This window comes from Aeromonas sp. 25-AL00135, from assembly GCF_054052385.1.
In genome coordinates, this window is sequence record NZ_JBSTYQ010000006.1 from 145,588 (window position 1) to 163,880 (window position 18,293).

At 62.0% G+C, this 18,293-nt stretch carries 17 protein-coding genes and 1 tRNA gene; 17 read left to right on the plus strand and 1 reads right to left on the minus strand.

Annotated features, from left to right (window positions below):
* Positions 1-42 precede the first annotated feature (42 nt).
* The 16 genes from ACW5XC_RS07325 to hypA all read left to right on the plus strand — a co-directional run bounded on the left by ACW5XC_RS07325 (position 43) and on the right by hypA (position 16,877).
* The gene (locus ACW5XC_RS07325) at positions 43-708 is read left to right on the plus strand and encodes a 4Fe-4S dicluster domain-containing protein (RefSeq protein WP_042053806.1); all 666 of its coding nucleotides are present in this window, start codon (positions 43-45) and stop codon (positions 706-708) included.
* Positions 708-2,591: a hydrogenase 4 subunit B gene (hyfB, locus tag ACW5XC_RS07330; protein WP_042053807.1), complete on the plus strand. Its 1,884-nt coding sequence runs from the start codon at positions 708-710 to the stop codon at positions 2,589-2,591. The genes ACW5XC_RS07325 and hyfB overlap by 1 nt, the downstream gene beginning before the upstream one ends.
* 1 nt (position 2,592) lies before the next feature.
* Positions 2,593-3,546 carry a respiratory chain complex I subunit 1 family protein gene (locus ACW5XC_RS07335; protein WP_042053808.1) on the plus strand — a complete coding sequence of 318 codons (954 nt, stop codon included), beginning with the start codon at positions 2,593-2,595 and terminating at the stop codon, positions 3,544-3,546.
* Positions 3,547-3,626: 80 nt separating this feature from the next.
* Positions 3,627-5,345: a hydrogenase large subunit gene (locus ACW5XC_RS07340; RefSeq protein ID WP_042053809.1), complete on the plus strand. Its 1,719-nt coding sequence runs from the start codon at positions 3,627-3,629 to the stop codon at positions 5,343-5,345.
* Between the two features lie 9 nt (positions 5,346-5,354).
* Positions 5,355-5,912 carry a formate hydrogenlyase complex iron-sulfur subunit gene (locus ACW5XC_RS07345; RefSeq protein ID WP_042053810.1) on the plus strand — a complete coding sequence of 186 codons (558 nt, stop codon included), beginning with the start codon at positions 5,355-5,357 and terminating at the stop codon, positions 5,910-5,912.
* Positions 5,912-6,727: an NADH-quinone oxidoreductase subunit B family protein gene (locus ACW5XC_RS07350; RefSeq protein ID WP_005333324.1), complete on the plus strand. Its 816-nt coding sequence runs from the start codon at positions 5,912-5,914 to the stop codon at positions 6,725-6,727. The genes ACW5XC_RS07345 and ACW5XC_RS07350 overlap by 1 nt, the downstream gene beginning before the upstream one ends.
* Positions 6,720-7,133 carry a formate hydrogenlyase maturation HycH family protein gene (locus tag ACW5XC_RS07355; protein WP_042053811.1) on the plus strand — a complete coding sequence of 138 codons (414 nt, stop codon included), beginning with the start codon at positions 6,720-6,722 and terminating at the stop codon, positions 7,131-7,133. The genes ACW5XC_RS07350 and ACW5XC_RS07355 overlap by 8 nt, the downstream gene beginning before the upstream one ends.
* Positions 7,133-7,624, plus strand: coding sequence for a hydrogenase maturation peptidase HycI (gene hycI / locus ACW5XC_RS07360; RefSeq protein ID WP_042053812.1), 492 nt, complete (start codon positions 7,133-7,135; stop codon positions 7,622-7,624). Before ACW5XC_RS07355 ends, hycI begins: the two co-directional genes overlap by 1 nt.
* A 213-nt stretch (positions 7,625-7,837) precedes the next feature.
* Positions 7,838-7,929 (plus strand) — tRNA-Sec (locus ACW5XC_RS07365).
* A gap of 314 nt (positions 7,930-8,243) precedes the next feature.
* Positions 8,244-9,722 (plus strand): L-seryl-tRNA(Sec) selenium transferase, encoded by a 1,479-nt coding sequence (selA, locus tag ACW5XC_RS07370; RefSeq protein ID WP_042053813.1) that lies wholly within the window; start codon positions 8,244-8,246, stop codon positions 9,720-9,722.
* 4 nt (positions 9,723-9,726) lie between these two features.
* Complete coding sequence (selB, locus tag ACW5XC_RS07375) at positions 9,727-11,652, plus strand: selenocysteine-specific translation elongation factor (protein WP_042053814.1); 1,926 nt, start codon at positions 9,727-9,729, stop codon at positions 11,650-11,652.
* On the plus strand, positions 11,649-14,087 hold the full coding sequence (hypF, locus tag ACW5XC_RS07380) for a carbamoyltransferase HypF (protein WP_042053815.1): 2,439 nt from the start codon (positions 11,649-11,651) through the stop codon (positions 14,085-14,087). Before selB ends, hypF begins: the two co-directional genes overlap by 4 nt.
* A 5-nt stretch (positions 14,088-14,092) precedes the next feature.
* Positions 14,093-14,344 (plus strand): HypC/HybG/HupF family hydrogenase formation chaperone, encoded by a 252-nt coding sequence (locus ACW5XC_RS07385; RefSeq protein WP_040065728.1) that lies wholly within the window; start codon positions 14,093-14,095, stop codon positions 14,342-14,344.
* The gene (hypD, locus tag ACW5XC_RS07390; protein WP_042053817.1) at positions 14,338-15,450 is read left to right on the plus strand and encodes a hydrogenase formation protein HypD; all 1,113 of its coding nucleotides are present in this window, start codon (positions 14,338-14,340) and stop codon (positions 15,448-15,450) included. Before ACW5XC_RS07385 ends, hypD begins: the two co-directional genes overlap by 7 nt.
* Positions 15,447-16,451, plus strand: a complete 1,005-nt coding sequence (gene hypE, locus ACW5XC_RS07395) for a hydrogenase expression/formation protein HypE (protein ID WP_042053820.1) — start codon at positions 15,447-15,449, stop codon at positions 16,449-16,451. Before hypD ends, hypE begins: the two co-directional genes overlap by 4 nt.
* 84 nt (positions 16,452-16,535) lie before the next feature.
* Entirely contained in the window at positions 16,536-16,877 is a 342-nt protein-coding gene (hypA, locus tag ACW5XC_RS07400) for a hydrogenase maturation nickel metallochaperone HypA (protein WP_042053822.1), read from the plus strand.
* Here the strand turns inward: hypA and ACW5XC_RS07405 are convergent.
* Positions 16,855-17,271: a hypothetical protein gene (locus ACW5XC_RS07405; RefSeq protein WP_236727567.1), complete on the minus strand. Its 417-nt coding sequence runs from the start codon at positions 17,269-17,271 to the stop codon at positions 16,855-16,857. The two genes, hypA and ACW5XC_RS07405, sit on opposite strands and share 23 nt — an antisense overlap.
* Between ACW5XC_RS07405 and hypB the strand changes: the two genes are divergently transcribed.
* Positions 17,194-17,958: a hydrogenase nickel incorporation protein HypB gene (hypB, locus tag ACW5XC_RS07410; protein WP_265339890.1), complete on the plus strand. Its 765-nt coding sequence runs from the start codon at positions 17,194-17,196 to the stop codon at positions 17,956-17,958. The two genes, ACW5XC_RS07405 and hypB, sit on opposite strands and share 78 nt — an antisense overlap.
* Positions 17,959-18,293: the final 335 nt, after the last annotated feature.

An 18,293-nucleotide genomic window follows, 5' to 3' on the forward strand; every position in this document is an offset into this window, starting at 1 on the left:
CCTGCCCCTACTTTCTCCGTTCGCGACACGACAAGGTAGGCTATGAACCGCTTCGTTATCGCTGACCCCAAGCTTTGTATCGGCTGTGGCACCTGTATGGCGGCCTGCAGCGAGGTACACAAGGCGCAAGGTTTGCAGCAAGCCCCCCGTTTAACCGTTATGCGACACGAGCAGGCGACCATGCCGGTTCAGTGCCGTCACTGTGACGATGCCCCCTGCATCAAGGTGTGCCCGGTCGAGGCAATTCGCCAGACCGGCGATTGCGTGCAACTCAACGAGTCGCTCTGCATCGGCTGCAATCTCTGCGCCGTGGCCTGCCCCTTTGGCGCCATCCAGAGCGGTGGCAGCCGTCCGGTGGCCGTGGCCACCAGTTACGACACCTATATCCCCTGCTCCATCCGCTCCAGCAACCCCTCCACCTCCGCCGGTCTGCGTTGCTTTGGCGAGGATCTGCTGAGCTGGGAACCGGGGGTGCGCAGCATCGCGGTCAAGTGTGACCTGTGCGAGTTTCGCGCCGAAGGCCCCGCCTGTGTCGGAGCCTGCCCCTCCCAGGCGCTGAAGCTGGTCAATGACGGCGACACCGAACGCGCCGCCCGTATCCGTCGCCAGCAAGCGGCCGACACCAACCCGCAAGGGGCCTCCGCCTTCTCGGCGCCTGCCACGGCGATCCCTGCCTCCGATTTATCTACCACAGAGGGAGTTCGCTGATGTTGTCCCCCCTTGTTATGGCCACGCTCCTGCTCTTTTTGCTGGGCGCTGCCGCCGGTTTGCTGCTGCAAAAGCTGCCCGCACTGGCCAACCGTCTCAACAGCGGCCTTGCCCTGCTGGGGTCGCTCGCGGGTCTGGTTGCCGCCATCCAGATCTTTGCCCAAGGCGCCCCCGTCGACGGCCAACTCTGGCTGCTGGGCTCGGTGCACCTCGATATGCTCTCCGCGCTGATGCTGCTGGTGATTAGCACCGTCGGCGTCGCCGTCGCCCTCTACTCCTTTGCCTATATCCGCGAATATCAGGGCAAGGGGGATGTGGCCATCGGCGCGCTGATGAACCTCTTCCTCTTTGCCATGGTGGGTATGGTACTGGCCGACAATGCGCTCGGTTTCTTGCTCTGCTACGAGCTGGTGACCCTCACCACCTACTGGCTGGTCAAGACCAACCCGGATGCTGCCAAACAGAGCCGGCTTTACTTGGTGATGAACCATATCGGCATGGCGCTGGTGCTGGTTGCCTTCTGGCTGCTCTGCCGTGAAAGCGGCTCGCTGGAGTTCGCTGCGCTGCGCGAGCACCATCTGGCGGGCGCTTTGGCCTCGCTGGTGTTCCTGCTCAGCTTCTGCGGCTTTGGTCTGCGCGCGGGTTTCGTGCCGCTGCACGGCTGGCTGCCGGTGGCCGAGCCCGTTGCGCCGTCCCATATCTCGGCGCTGATGTCCGGCGTCATGGTCAAGCTGGGTCTGTTTGGCATCTTGCGAGTCAGCATCGATTTTCTCGGCGTCAGCCAGCTCTGGTGGGGCTATGTGGTGCTGATCTTCGGTGCCTGCTCGGCGGTGCTCGGGGTGCTGTTTGCGCTGGCCGAGCATGACCTCAAGCGGCTGCTCGCCTACCACACGGTGGAGAACATCGGCATCATCCTGATGGGGATGGGCATCGGCATGATCGGCATCGCCAACCAGCAGCCGGCGCTGGTGGTGCTGGGGCTGCTCGGCGCCCTCTATCACCTGCTCAACCACGCCATCTTCAAGAGCCTGCTCTTTATGGGCACCGGCTCTGTGATGTTCCGCCTGCACACCCGGGATATGGACAAGATGGGTGGTCTTGCCAAGCTGATGCCCTGGACTGCGCTGGCGTTCCTCATCGGTGCCATGGCCATCTCGGCGCTGCCGCCGCTGAACGGCTTTGTCAGCGAGTGGTTTATCTACCAATCCCTGCTCTCCATGACCAAACTCGGCACCTCTGTCGTCGCGCCGCTCGCGGTAGTGATGCTGGCAGTGACCGGCGCCATGGCGGTGATGTGTTTCGTCAAGGTGTATGGCATCTGCTTCTGCGGCGCACCGCGCAGCGAACACGCGAGCCACGCCCGCGAAGTGCCGGGGGCCATGGTGGCAGGCACGCTGCTGCTGGCTGCGGTCTGTCTGGTGCTGGGTCTGGGCGCCCCCTGGATTGCCCCCCATATCGCCAGCTATGGTCAGGCCCTCGTCTCTACTCAAGTCACGAGCCAGATAAGCGTCGCCACCGGCGCCACCCTGCTGCCACTCGATAGCCGCCAGGCGATCCTATCCCCACCCGTTATCGCCATCACCTTGCTGGGGCTGTTCCTCATCCCGCTGCTGGTACTGGCCATCTTCAAAGGGCCCAAGCTGGGTCGTCGTCACGCAGGCACCCCGTGGGCTTGTGGTTACGCCTACGAGGAGCGCATGAGCCTCACCTCTGGCGGTGTCACCCACACCTTGCGCCAACTCTGCGCGCCGCTCTATCGCAAGCAGCCGCAGCTCGATCTGGCCAGCGCCCTGCACGGGGTGAGCGATACCAGCGGAATGACCGGCTGGTTGCTGCATGGCGTTGTGCTGGCGCTCTTTATCCTGATGGCTGTAGGAGTCTGATATGCCTGTTCTTGAAATGCCGAGCTGGGGCATGGTTGCCCTCGCCCTGACCCAGGCCATCGCCATGCTGGCGCTGGCGCCGCTCGCCACCGGTTTCAACCGGGTGCTACGGGCCAAGATGCACTCCCGTCAGGGGCCGGGTCCGCTGCAGGATTACCGGGATATCGCCAAGCTCCTGCGCCGCCAGGAGGTGACCCCCGAGCCTGCCGGCATCATCTTCAACCTGATGCCTGCGCTGCTGATCGCCGCCCTCTTGCTGGTGGGGATGGCGCTGCCAACCCTGACCCACGAGTCCCCCTTCCCCATCGCCGGGGATCTCATCACCGACATCTATCTGTTCGCCATCTTCCGCTTCTTCTTTTCGCTGGCGGGGCTCGACAGCGGCAGCATGTTTGCAGGGATCGGCGCCCGCCGCGAACTGACCCTCGGCATTCTGGTGGAGCCCATTCTGGTGCTCGCCTGCTTCATCATGGCGATGATGGTGGGCAGCTCGGATCTGGGCAATATCAGCAACTATGTGGCGACCCAGCCGCTGGCCGCGCCCATCGCCACCCTGCTGGCGGGCGCCGCCTGCGCCTTTGCGGTGTTTGTCGAGATGGGCAAGCTGCCCTTTGACTGCGCCGAAGCCGAGCAGGAGCTGCAAGAGGGGCCGCTCACCGAGTATTCCGGTGCGGGGCTGGCCCTGCTCAAGCTCTCCATCGGCCTCAAGCAGCTGGTGGTGGTGCAGCTCTTTCTGGTGATTTTCCTCCCCTTCGGCAAGGCAGCCAACTGGAGTCTGCCCGCGCTCATCGGTGCGGCGCTGATCCTCGCCTGCAAGCTGCTGGTGGCCTTTTTGCTGGCTGGCATCATCGAAAACGCCATGGCCCGCACCCAGTTCGTGCGCACCCACAAGCTCACCCGCTACGGGTTGGGGCTGGCCCTGCTGGCGCTGCTCGCCTATCTGGTCGGGGTCTGAGCCATGCCCGCCAGCACAGCAACTTTTTCCGATTTCATCATTTGTGAATGCTCATTCCCGAACATTAAAGTGAGAACTGCATGACCATCGCCATTTCGGATCGCATCGGCTGCGACTACATCCAGCAGGTGCGAGCACAACTACCCCACGCCATCGTCGACGAGGAGTGGCAAACCGCCGATCAGGCCACCATTACCGTCAAACCCACCAGTCTGGTCGAAACCGCCAGCCTGATCTTCCACCAGCTGGGGGGCTGGCTTCCGCTCTCCTTTGCCAATGACGAGCGCAGCTTCAACGGCCACTTCGCCGTCTACCACGTCTTCTCCATGGAGGGCGATACCAAGTGCTGGATCACCGTCAAGGTGCTTGTAGATGCCGATACCCAGGAGTACCCCTCCATCACCCCGACCATTCCGGCGGCGGTGTGGGGCGAGCGGGAGATCCGCGACATGTACGGCCTGCGCGCCATCGGCCTGCCGGACGAACGCCGTCTGGTACTGCCGGACGACTGGCCGGAGGATATCCATCCCCTGCGCAAGGACGCCATGGATTACCGCCAGCGCCCGATGCCCACCACCGACACCGAGACCTACCCCTTCGTCAATGAGCTCGGCAGTGATGCCAACCGCATCGTGCCGGTCGGCCCGCTGCACATAACCTCCGACGAGCCGGGCCACTTCCGTCTGTTCGTCGATGGCGAAGACATCATCGATGCCGACTACCGCCTCTTCTATGTCCATCGCGGCATGGAGAAGCTGGCGGAAACCCGCATGGGCTACAACGAAGTGGCGTTTCTGACCGACCGGGTCTGCGGCATCTGCGGTTTTACCCACAGTGTCGCCTACACCACCTCGGTGGAGAACGCCATGGGCATTCCGGTGCCGGAGCGGGCCAAGATGATCCGTGCCGTGCTGCTGGAGGTGGAGCGCCTGCACAGCCATATCCTCAACATCGGCCTGTCGAGCCACTTCACCGGTTTCGACACCGGCTTCATGCAGTTCTTCCGGGTGCGGGAAAAATCCATGACCCTGGCCGAGCTGCTGACCGGCGCCCGCAAGACCTACGGTCTCAACCTGATTGGCGGGGTGCGCCGCGACATCTTCAAGGAAGATCGCATCAAGGGTGCCCAGCTGGTGCGCGAGCTGCGTGATGAGCTCAAACCCCTGGTGGCCATGCTGCTGGATACCGCCAACATCTCCTCCCGCCTCATCGGTATCGGCAAGCTCGAGCCGCAGATTGCCCGCGATTTCAGCTGTGTCGGCCCCATGGTACGGGCGAGCGGCTTCAAGCGTGACGTGCGCCGGGTTCACGATTTTGCCGGTTACCGCGAGCTGCCGATGGAGATCCAGACCAAGGCGGGTTGCGACGTGCAATCCCGGGTGCTGGTGCGGATCCACGAGCTCTACGACTCCCTCGACATGATTGAGTTCGGCCTTGAGCACCTGCCGGAGGGGCCGCTTTTGACCGAAGGCTTCACCTACCAGCCGGGCAAGTTTGCGCTGGGCTTTACCGAAGCGCCCCGCGGCGAGAACGTCCACTGGAGCATGACGGGAGATAACCAGAAGCTGTTCCGCTGGCGCTGCCGCGCCGCCACCTACGCCAACTGGCCTGCCCTGCGTTACATGCTGCGCGGCAATACCGTGGCGGATGCGCCGCTCATCATCGGCAGTCTGGATCCCTGCTACTCCTGTACCGACCGGGTCACCCTGGTCGACCCCAAGAAGGGCAAATCCACCGTGGTCTCCTACAAGGAGATCGAGCGCTACGGCATCGATCGCAAAAACTCTCCGCTGAAATAAGGGGTCATCATGATCAAGCTGTTCAAGACCATCCTCAAGGCTGGCACCCCGACCGCCAAGTACCCCTTCGCCCCTTACGAGGTGAACCGGGATTTTCGCGGCAAACCGAAATATCAGGCGGATCAGTGCATCGCCTGCGCCGCCTGCACCAAGGCCTGCCCGGCCAATGCGCTGGTGATGGAAGTGGACATGGAGACCGGCGAACGGCGCTGGGAGATCTCCATGGCGCGCTGCATCTTCTGCGGCCGCTGCGAGGAGGTTTGCCCGACCCGCGCCATCGCCCTCTCCCCCGAGTTCGAGCTGGCGGTGACCAACAAGGCCGATCTCTATGAGGAGGCCCGCTTCGCGCTGGCCCCCTGCACCCTGTGCGGCACCTACTTTGCCCCGAGCAAGCTGGTGGCGCTGGTGGAGGACACCCTCAAGCAGGCAGGCACACCACTCACGACACCGGAGCGGCTGCACCACTGCCCCGACTGCAAACGAAAACAGAGCATGCTGAGCCAGCCTGACTCGGCCCTGATCACACCGATAGCCACACCGATGGCCGCACAAAAGGAGTGGATGTGATGAGCAAGATCAAAGGCATAGAACCGGTTGTCGGGCATGCCCATACCCGCGCCGTGCCGCTGGCACAGGATCCCGAGATCACCAAACTCAAGAAGACCCTGCTCAAGGACATTCGCCGCTCGGCCTATGTCTACAGGGTCGATTGCGGAGGCTGCAACGCCTGCGAGATTGAGATCTTCGCCACCATCACCCCGCTGTTTGATGCCGAGCGTTTCGGCATCAAGGTGGTCGCCTCCCCGCGCCACGCCGACATCCTGCTCTTTACCGGCGCGGTGACCCGGGCGATGCGGGTACCGGCCCTGCGCGCCTACGAGGCGGCGCCCGATCCCAAGATCTGCATCGCCTACGGCGCCTGCGGCTGTGACGGCGGCATCTTCCACGACCTCTACTGCGTCTGGGGCGGCACCGACAAGATCGTACCGGTGGATGTCTATATCCCCGGCTGCCCTCCGACACCGGCGGCTACCATCTACGGCTTTGCCGTGGCGCTCGGTCTGCTGGAACAGAAACTCAAAGCCACCAGCCACGAGGTGCAACCGGGTGAGCGGGTCGAACTGCGCCACACCGGCATCCCCAACGAAATCCGGGTGATGATCGAGCGCGAAGCGCGCCGCATGGCCGGTTACCGGCAGGGGCGGATCATCGCCGACGAGTTTATGGCCCTGCTCGAAGGGGCGACCCAGCAGGATGTGGATCTGCGCATCCAGAGCTACCTCGATCAGCACGACGATCCGCGCCTCTCGGAGATCGTCAACAACCTCGCAAACGCCTGCCTCAACCGGGCGGCCGGCAAGGGAGAGGCGGTGCATGGCTGACGAGGTTTTCTTCTATCGCCTCTCGCGCAAGTTCGTCGACGAGCAGTTCGACGTCCCCGAGGAAGCCAAAGAGGTGATGTACTACAGCCTCGCCATCGGCCATCACCTCGGCATCGTCGATTGCCTGCGAGCAGACCTGGTCTGCTCGCTGACCGGTTATCACGACTGGGTAGCCAAGCTGCCAGAGGGGAGCGAAGCGCGCCGCAAGATGGAGGGGTTTCTCACCTTTGGCGAGATCACCATCTATCGCGAGCACTGCCATATGCTGGCCTGCGCCTTCGATCGACTGCGCAAAGCCGAAGGCGTGCTCGATGAGCAGGAGCTGGGCTGGACCAATACCTTTATGGATCAGCTCACCGCCCTCTTTAACGACCCCCATATGTACCTGATGGTAAGGAGCCGCTGATGGGCTGCAATCTCGTGTTGACCGTGGGCAATGCCATGATGGGGGACGACGGTGCCGGCCCCTATCTTGCCGACAAACTGCAAGCCGCCCCCCTGTCCGGCTGGATCCATATCGACGGCGGCATCGCGCCGGAAAATGTGGTCTACAAGGTGCGGGAACTGCAACCGGAGCGAGTGGTGCTGGTGGATGCCGCCGAGATCGGCGAGAAGGCGGGGACCCTGCAGGTGATCCCCCCCGAGACCATCGCCGAGATGTTTATCTTCTCGACCCACAATATGCCGCTCAATTTCCTGATCGACGAGCTCAAGACCTTTGTCCCCGAGGTGATCTTTGTCGGGGTACAACCGGCCATCGTGGCGTTCTCCTTCCCGATGACCGAGATGGTGAGCGAGGCGATGGATTATCTTTATCAGCATCTTGATGCCGCCAGTGACACCAGTCTGTTAATAGATAAACTGGATCAGTGGAATATTGCCAACGCCAAGCGGTGATTATTTGTCGAGTTGTTAACGACCGTTATTGACCGACGGTTCCGGCAATGTGATCGAGGCCCGATGTTAAATTAAAAACATCGGGCTAATTGTGCTGAACTTGATATAAAACAAGGTTCTTTGATTTTTTCAAAAAATCGCTAACTCTCGCTTTTTTATGACAAAAAAAGCGTTGCCAGTCACAGAAATTTGCCACAAAATGGCGACCGTTACGGAAGTTGATGGGGTCTGGTGGCCTCCTCGGTCTTCAAAACCGATGTGAGCCGAGAAGGCTTTGGCAGGTTCGATTCCTGCCTCTTCCGCCAAATTTATCTATTGAACAAATACTCTCTCGCTGAATTTTTCGGCCTGGATGTTATTTCCATTGTTTGTTCAATATGTTTGAAGTAATACCTTAAAAAAGGTGCTTTCCGCTTGCCAATATAATCCGAAGTCAGGTTATCTCGCTGGCCAAAAATTAATTTATCAGCATCGATGCAGCATTAATTTATACCCGCTCATTGATGCACCCAGTTTGCAGTCATCCGCAAATCGCCAGCAGTGCCATAACCCGTCAGCTCGGCCTCTCTATCGGCAAACCGGTGCGCATCCCGAACCCACGCACTGCACTGGTAATCCCATGCCGAACTCGTCTCACGCGCCAGCCATCCCCCACCGCCAGCCCGCATCAGGTCAGGCTGCCGACGATTCACTGCCAGATTCACAGCAACAGAACAGCCAGCAACCAACGCGCCGTCTGCCGCAAGTGGAGCAGCTGCTGCAGCAACCCTTTCTCGCCGGTTTTATCGAAGCGCTGAGCCGCCCGCTGGTGACTCAGGCGGTGCGCGATACCCTGAGCGAGCTGCGCCAGAGCGAAGATTTTCGCCAACATGGGGTCGCACCCGAGCAGATCGAGGCGCTGATTGCCAAGCGCTGCCAACAGCAGTTGCGCCAGCGTCAAACCCGGGTGATCAACGCCACCGGCACCCTGGTGCATACCAATCTGGGGCGTTCGCCGTTAAGTCACGAGCTGTGGGACGAGGTGCGTGACCTCAACACCGGCTACAACAATCTGGAGCTGGATCTCGCCACCGGCAAACGCGGAGGGCGCAAGGGGCTGATCGCTCCCCTGCTCCGTTGCCTCACCCAGGCCGAGGATTCGCTGGTGGTCAACAACAACGCCGCCTCGCTCTTTTTGCTGCTGCAGGAGGTGGCCAAGGGGCGCGAGGTGATCGTCTCGCGCGGCGAGCAGATCCAGATTGGCGGTGGCTTTCGCATTCCCGACATTCTGGCCCTCTCCGGCGCCAAACTGGTGGAGGTGGGCACCACCAATATCACCACCGCCAAAGATTACCTCGATGCCATCACCGATCAGACCGCGCTGGTACTGATGGTGCACAGATCCAATTTCGCCATTCGCGGCTTTACTGAATCCCCCGATATCGGCGAGGTGGCCCGCGCCCTGCCCGAACACGTGGTACTGGCGGTGGATCAGGGGTCGGGCTTGACCACCGAAGAGTTTGCACCGGATGAAACCTCGGTGCGCCAGTACATCAAGGCGGGGGCAGATCTGGTCTGCTATTCCGGTGACAAGCTCTTGGGGGGCCCGCAATCGGGCATCATCAGTGGCCGCAGCGACCTTATCAAGCGGCTGGAAAAACACCCCATGATGCGTACCTTCCGCCCGAGCCGCATCGTCTACGCCCTGCTCGAACGCCTGCTCATCCACAAGCTCAACAAATCTCCCGTCGGCGAGGGTATCGCCCAGCGTACCTTGAGCAACCCGGCCGCCATGCAGGCGAGAGCTTCCCAGCTGATGGCCGCCCTGCCCGGCTGCTTTGTGCCGGTCCCCGCCCAGCTGGTTGTGGGCGGCGGCACATTGCCGGACGAGTTCTACCCGGCCCCTGCGCTCGAATGCACCGACCCGCGCCCGGCCCAGCAGCTGCTCGATGATTTGCGCGAACTGCCGGTGCCGGTCATCGCCACCGTGCGCCAGCAGAAGGTGCTGCTCAATATGGCAACCCTGCTACCGACCGAGATGGATCTGTTGATCGCCCAACTCAAGGAATTGCTGCTGCCCGCCCCGTTCAATGCAACAAAAGCGACCGAGGAGCCCTGATCCCATGACCCCCTATCGCGCCGTTATCGGTCTTGCCGGCCATGTGGATCACGGCAAGACCCTGCTGATCAAGGCTCTCACCGGGATCACCACTGCCCGTGCCCATGAGCAGGCCATCGGCATGACCCAGGATCTCGGCTTTGCCCACTTCGACGACGGTCAGGGCAACACCATAGGCGTCATCGACGTGCCCGGCCACGAGCGTTATATCCGCAACATGGTAGCGGGGCTCTGGAGTCTGGATCTGGTGCTGCTGGTCATTGCCGCCGACGAAGGGTGGATGCCGATGACCGGCGAGCACCTGCGCCTGCTCAAGGCGATGGGGGTGCCGCGTCTCTTGGTCTGCATCAACAAGTGCGATCTGGTCTCCCCCGACGAGCTTTTGCTGTTGGAAGAGAGCCTGCTGGAGCGGGTGATGGACGAGAGCGGCATGGTGCCCGATATCGTCAGCGTCAGCGCCAAAACCGGCGAGAATATGACTGCCCTGCACGCCGCCATCGTCTGCCAGCTGGGAGATATGGCTGAGCATCATGCTCCCCGCGAACAGGCCTCCCCGCGACTGTATGTAGACAGAGTCTTTACCGCCAACGGCACCGGTACCGTGCTGACCGGCACCTTGCAACAGGGCAGCCTCAAGGTGGGGGACAAGCTGCGCCTCTACCCCGCCGATCGGGAGGTGCAGGTGCGCTCCCTGCAGGCCTATCACCAGAGCGTCGACGAGATTGGCGCCGTCTGCCGGGTGGCGGTGGGCCTTAAAAAGGTGCCCCACAAGGAGGTGGCCCGCGGCCACTGCCTTACCAACGCCGCTGGCCAGTGCGAGGCGGCAACCCACCTTATCGTGCGACTCAACGCCGAGAGCCTGAGTAACAAGACACTGCGCCCCTCTCTGCACAACAAGGAGGTCGAAGTGGCCCTTGGCAGCTGGCATGGCCGAGCCCGTTGTGTGCCGATAAAAGAGGCACCTATAAAAGAGCTGCCCATCAAGGATACCCAGCTGGCGCGACTGATCTTTACCAGCCCCATCCCCTGCTTCTTTGGCCAGCCGCTCGCCATCATTCGCCACGGCAGCAGCGAACTGCTGCACGGCGCCCGCATCGTCTGGTGCGGCGACATCCATCCCGCCAGACGCAAGGCGCTGCACACCCTGCTGGGCGAGCTGCCTGATGACTTGGAGCACTACAACCCGGCCACCCTGCAACTGGGGCTCAACGGCTATGTGCTGGCCAGCAGCTTTGACCAGCGGCCCGAGCTGGTCACCCCCCTCGGTGAGTGGCTGCTGGATAACTGCTGGCTGGCCCAAAGCCGCGACCAGCTGCTCGCCACGCTGACCAGCGAACCGCTGAGTGCCGCCGAGCTGGCAACCCGCTTTGGCATCGCCCTGCCGGTCACTCAGGCCCTGCTCCAGCAGCTCAAAAGCGAGCAGCTCATTCGTCTGCACCATGACAAGTGGCAACCGGGCAGTGGCGAGTCGGAAGATGATCTGGGGGAAGAGGCACAGCTGGTGCTCAAGGTGGTGCGAGATCAAGGCAAGGAGGGGTACGAGCCCGGTAAACTGGGCCCCGGCGGCGTGGAGCTGGACCCCTTTATCACCCGCCAGCTGCCCGCCGCCCTGCAGCAGGGTCTGCTACAAAAAGGTGCGTTGCAAAAGCAGCTGCGCAATCTGGCGCGACTCAAGTATCTGGTGCAGCTCGATGGCCCCATATACTACGACGCCGCCCTTTACAACCAGATGGTCGCCGCCGTGCTGGCGGGCCAGCAGGTGGGAGATCTGATCGACATGGCATCCCTCAAGGAGATCACCGGCTTGTCGCGTAAATACGCCATTCCGTTCTGCCTGCGCATGGAGATGGATGGCTGGGTGCGGCGCGAGGAGAACGAGCGCCGGGTGCTGCGTTTGCCGCAGACTCAAGATGAGATGGAGCCGGCATGAGCGCCACCATCGCCCCCTCTGGCTCTCCGAGTCATGCGGCCAACCGGCTGCGCCGCGAATTTCATATCGACGGTATCGTGCAGGGGGTCGGCTTTCGCCCCTTTGTCTATGGACTGGCGCTGCGCCACAGCCTTGCCGGTTATGTCTTGAACGATGCCAACGGCGTCACCATCGGCGCCGAGGGTTCCCCCGAGCAGCTCGCCGCCTTTGCCGGCGAACTGCGGGAATTGGCGCCGCCCTTAAGCCGCATCGATCACTTCAGCGAGCGGGAATTGCCCCTTGCTCATGATCCCGACTTCGATGGCCAATTTCATGGCCAGTTTCGAATTAAAGCGAGCCAGCAGCAGAGCGCGGCCACGGTCGCCATCTCGCCGGATCAGGGGATGTGCGAGGCGTGCGCCACGGACGTGGCCAACCCCAACGATCGCCACCATCGCTACCCCTTTACCAACTGCACCCACTGCGGCCCGCGCTACACCATCATCCGCCGCCTCCCCTACGACCGCCCCCATACCGCCATGGCGGGCTTTGCCATGTGCCCGCGCTGCGCGGCGGCCTATGAAAACCCGCTGGACAGACGCTACCACGCCCAGCCGGTGAGCTGCCCCGAGTGTGGGCCTCATCTCAGCTGGCGAAATGGCAGCGGCGATGCCTTGGCCGAGCGCGAGGATGCGCTGCAAGCGGCGGCCCGCGCCCTGCAAGCGGGGGCGCTGATTGCGGTCAAGGGGATGGGGGGTTATCACCTGATGTGTGATGCCCGCAATGAACAGAGTGTTGCCAGATTACGAATGCTCAAACGGCGCGAACGCAAACCGCTGGCGGTGATGATGGGCTCCCTTGCCGAGGCCAAACTGCATGTCACCGGCAGCGAAGACGAGTGGAAGTTGCTCACCTCTCAGGCCAGACCCATCACCTTGCTGCGCAACCGCAAAAATGATGATCGACTCTCAGAATCCCTACTGACAACCGCGCCGCTGGCCGAGGGGATCGCCCCCGGCATCCCCTACCTCGGCATCATGCTCCCCTATACCCCACTCCACCAATTGCTGCTGGATGCCTGCGCCATGCCGCTGGTGGCCACCAGCGCCAATGGTCGCGGCAGCCCAATCCTTATCGAATCCGAGGTGGTGGTCAGGGAGCTCGGCAGTGAGATTGACGGCATCCTGGATCACAACCGCCCCATCCTGCACCCGTGCGACGACAGTCTGGTGCAGTGGGCCGGTGGGCGACGCCAGACGTTGCGCCTCGCCCGGGGCTATGCCCCCTGCACTCCCAGCCTGCACGAGGCGGTCAAGGCGCCGCTGCTGGCGGTCGGGGCGCAACAGAAGAACCAACTGGCGCTCGCCTTCAGCCGCCAGCGCATCTACAGCCCCTATATCGGCGATCTGCACAGCCTGCCGATGCAGGAGCACTTCGAGCAGACCCTGGCGACCTTTCGCGATCTCTACGATCTCAAACCCGAAGTTCTGGTGTCGGATCGCCACCCCGGCTACCTCAGCCGCCAGTGGGCCAAACGCTATTGTCAGGATCAGGGTGCGACCCACCTCGAGGTGCAGCACCATCACGCCCACCTGCTGGGGGTGATGGCCGAGCACAACATCACGGACCCTGTGCTGGGTGTTGCCTTCGATGGCACCGGCCTTGGCGATGACGGCACCCTCTGGGGCGGCGAGCTGCTGATCGCAGACGTTAAGGGATTTGAGCGGGTTGCCCACCTTGCCCCCTTCAAGCTGATCGGCGGCGAGGCGGCCATTCGCGAGCCGGTACGTCAGCTGCTGGGGCTGCTGTTTGAATCGCACAGCCCTGAGCAGATCAGTGCCCTCGATATTCCGTTGATCAAGCAACTGCCCCTTAAGCGGATCAGCAACCTGCACCAGCTCTGGCATCTCGGTCGCAACGCCCCCTACACCAGCTCCATCGGTCGACTGTTCGATGCGGTGGCAGCGCTCTTGGGAGTGATCGACACCCCCGATTACGAGGGCGAAGCGGGGCTATTGCTGGAGGCGGCTGCCTTGCAGCTGGCCCCTGATGAACAGCCCTTACCCCTTGCCTTTGATCTCAGCCAATCAGCGGAAGGGCCGCTGCAGATCGAGTGGGCCGAGCTCATCAATACCCTTGTCAGCGAGCGGCGCCAAGGCACCTCCACCGCCAGCCTGGCCGCCGGTTTTATCCGCGCCATCAGCAATCTGGTCATCGCCCTTGCCGGGCGTTTCCCCGGCTATCCGGTGGCGCTGGGGGGCGGCGTCTTTCAAAACCGGGTGCTGATGGATCAGCTGGTGCCCGCACTCGAAGCCGCCGGTCGGCAGGTATTGACCAGCGAAACCCTGCCGCTCAATGACGGTGGCATCGCCGCCGGTCAGCTCTGGTTTGCCATCCACCATCTTGCCACGCATCAGCCTGTCACCACCGGTTGTACCACCTTGTCGGAGTCCTGAAATCCATGTGTCTATCCATCCCCTCTCAGGTGGTGCAGCTGCACCCCGAAGATAACTGCGTCACCGTCGATACCCTGGGGGTGCAGCGGCGCGTCAGCTGCATGCTGCTCGAGGAGCCCCTCCAGGTGGGCGACTATGTGCTGCTCCATATCGGCTTTGTGATGAGTAAGATTGACGAAGAGGAGGCGCAGGCCAGCCTCGAGAGCTTCCGCCAGATGGTGGCCCTGATGCCCAAACAGGATATCTTGCCATGCTGACCCTCAATGATCTCTTTCAGGGCTTTCGCCAGCCCGAGGTGATCCGCGCCCTCGCCGCCCAGATCACCGAACTGGCCAAAGATCTGCCCGAACCGCTGCGGGTGATGGAGGTGTGTGGTGGCCATACCCACACCATCATGAAGTACGGCCTGCACCAGCTGCTGCCGGCCAGCATCGAGTTCGTCCACGGCCCCGGCTGCCCGGTCTGCATCATGCCAAAAGAGCGCATCGATCAGGCCATCGAGCTGGCGAGTCAACCAAACGTCATTCTGGTCACCCTGGGGGACATGATCCGGGTGCCGGGCTCCAAAGGCACATTGGCCCAACAGCGGGCCAAGGGGAGCGATATCCGCCCGGTCTATGACCCCCTCGATGCCCTGCGTATCGCCCGTGAGAACCCGGACAAAACCGTGGTCTTCTTCGCCATCGGTTTCGAGACCTCTACCCCCATGACCGCCGCCTTGCTGGCTGCGGCTGAAGCTGAGGGGATTGAGAACCTGCTGTTTCATATCAACCATGTGTTGGTGCCCCCCGCCATTCATGCGGTGATGGCCGACGGGGTTGCCAAGGTGAACGCCTTTATCGGCCCCTCCCACGTCAGCGTCATCACCGGCGCCGATATCTACCTGCCTATCGTCGATCGCTATCAGGTGCCGGTGGTGGTGAGTGGCTTCGAACCAGTGGATGTGATGGAGGCGCTCTTGATGATGGTGCGCCAGAAGGTGGAGGGTCGCTACGCGCTGGAGGTGCAATACAGCCGTGCCGTCACCGCCAGTGGCAATAAAGCCGCCCAGCGGCTGGTCGAGCGCTTTTTCGAGACCCGCGAGCACTTTCGCTGGCGAGGTCTGGGGGATATCAACGCCTCCGCCCTGCGCCTGCGCGATGCCTTTGCCAAGCGCGATGCGGAGCGTCACTTTGCGCTTAATCAGACTCCCATCGATGACCACAAGGCGTGCCAGTGCGCCGATATCCTGCGCGGCCTGGCCAAGCCAAACCAGTGCAAAGTCTTTGGCCGGGGCTGCACCCCGACCCAGCCCATGGGCAGCTGCATGGTCAGCTCCGAAGGGGCCTGCAATGCCTACTACCGATATATGGGGATCCAATGAGAGAAATTCAGTTAAGCCACGGCGGCGGCGGCGTCGAGATGAATCAGCTGATCAACCAGCTCTTCTTTCGCCACTTTGGCAACGAGATCCTGCTGCGCGGTGAAGATGCCGCCCATCTGCCGGTGAGCGGCCCCGTTGCCTTCACCACCGACAGCTTTACCGTCTCGCCGCTCTTCTTCGAGGGGGGCGATATCGGCAAGCTGGCCATCGCCGGTACGGTCAACGATCTCGCCATGATGGGGGCCAAGCCCGAGTATCTGAGCTGCAGCTTTATCATCGAGGAGGGCTTCCCCTACGCCGATCTGGCCCGCATCGTCGAGTCGATGGCAGCAGAGCTTGCCAACAGCGGCGCCCGTATCGTCTGCGGCGACACCAAGGTGGTACCCAAGGGAGCGGCCGACAAGATCTTTATCAACACCAGCGGGGTCGGTACCTTCCCCCTGCCCGAACAGAGCCGGGGCATCTCGGTTCGCAATCTCAAGGCCGGTGACGCCATTCTGGTGTCGCGGGATATCGGCAGCCACGGCGCCTGCATCCTGATGGCCCGTGACGCCCTGCAACTGGGATCTGATCTCAAGAGCGACTGCACCACCCTCTGGCCACAGGTCGAAGCGCTGCTTAAAGCTGGTATTACCCCTCACGCCCTGCGCGACGCCACCCGCGGTGGCCTTGCCGCCGTGCTCAACGAGTGGAGCAGCGCCTCCGGCGTTGCCATCGAGCTGGAGGAGTCCGCCATTCCGGTGTGCGATCCGGTGCGCGGCCTCTGCGAGCTCTACGGTTTCGAGCCCCATGATCTCGCCAATGAAGGAACCATGGTGTTGGCCCTGCCTGCCGAACAGGCACAGGACGCGCTGGGCATCTTGCGGCAATTCAACCCAGCAGCCAGCCAGATCGGCGTGGTGCAAGCGAGCGATCGCCACAAGGTGATCCTCAACAACCCCTGGGGCAGCCGCCGCTATCTGGAGCTACCGCAAGGGGAGCTGCTGCCGCGGATCTGTTGAGCGGCCATGCCGTTCACCCATATGCCGTTTTCCCAATTAGGGGGAGGAGTCACTGCTCCTCCTCATATCGGTTAAGGAGTCACCATGCACGAAATGTCTCTGGCCATGGCTGCCATCGATCTGGCTGCCGAGCAGGCCACCCAGCGGGGCTTTAACAAGGTGACCGCCCTCTGGCTTGAGGTCGGCAACTTCTCCTGCGTTGACCCGGACACCATAGCGTTCTGTTTCGAGGCGGCCGCCAAGGGCACCGCCGTCGAGGGCGCCCAGCTGCACTTTCAGCATCAGGCGGCAGAGGCCTGGTGTTACGACTGCAACCAGACGGTCACCCTCACCGAGCGCGGGCAGGCCTGTCCCGGGTGTGGCGGATACAAATTACGAGTCGCGCAGGGTGATAGCCTGCGCATCACCGACATCGAGGTAAGTTGATATGTGTAGCGTATGCGGATGCGGCCAGGCGCGGATTGCCGGCCATGAGCACGATCATGAGCATCATCACGAACATGAACATCACCATGAACATGGTCATGAGCCCCATCACCACCATGACCACGAGCAGAGCGCACCGCGCACCCTGATCATTCACCACCACTACCACCATCAGGGGGATGTCCATCACCACTACCACGGGGTGCGGGCTCCCATAAGCCATGAGGGGCATGATCACCCCCATGAGCACCACCATGATCACCCCCATGACCATCATCATGATCATGTCCACTCTCATGACCACGGCCATTCCCACGTGCATTCCCATGATCACAGCCACGACCATGACCATGACCATGACCATGACCATGACCATCAGCAGGGTGATCTGCACTACGGCAAAGGGGAAGCGGGATTGTCGGTCCCGGGCATGGGACAGCGCCAGCTGATCGCCATCGAGATGGATGTACTGGCCAAGAACAATGCGCTGGCGGCCCACAACCGCGAACACTTCGACGAGGCGGCCCAGCTGGTGCTCAACCTGGTCTCTAGCCCGGGGTCAGGCAAAACCACCTTGCTGTGCGAAACCCTGCACCAGCTGGCAGACAAGCGCCCCTGTGCGGTGATCGAAGGGGATCAGCAGACCAGCGCCGATGCGGACCGTATCCGCGCCACCGGCGTGCCTGCTGTGCAGATCAACACCGGCAAGGGCTGCCATCTGGACGCCAAAATGGTGCACGACGCCTGCCACCAGCTGCCTGCCAATCAAGGGGGAATCCTCTTTATCGAGAACGTGGGCAATCTGGTCTGCCCCGCCAGCTTCGATCTCGGCGAGAAGTACAAGGTGGCGATCCTCTCCGTTACCGAAGGGGAAGAGAAACCGCTGAAATACCCGGACATGTTTGCCGCCGCCCAGCTGATGGTGATCAACAAGATCGATCTGCTGCCCTACGTCAGCTTTGACGTGGCCCGCTGCATCGAGAACGCCAAACGGGTCAACCCCTATATTCAGGTGATCCAGGTCAGTGCCACCACCGGCGAAGGGATGGATGCCTGGCTTAACTGGCTGGCCACTGCCTGAACCTGAACCGGTTAAACGCCGCTGATAACGTTAGAAAGCAAAAGAGGGAGGCTGATACCTCCCTCCCTATTATCTACAAACCTTATCAGGCGTTCTCTCTCTATACCGAATGGCCCGCGCCTCATACTCGCGTCCCCTCACCCTGACCCTCTCCCCAGGGAGAGGGAACCGGTTTGTGGATGCCGCGACTATACGACGCCCTCAAACCCCTCAGGGGAGCTTCGAGCATAACAACCAGCCATATTTTCAAACCCAGAGGTTCTCCAAACCCTAAACCCCGAGCCTGGCGAAATGGCACCTTCTGCTCCCTTCTCCCCTTGCGGGAGAAGGGCTGG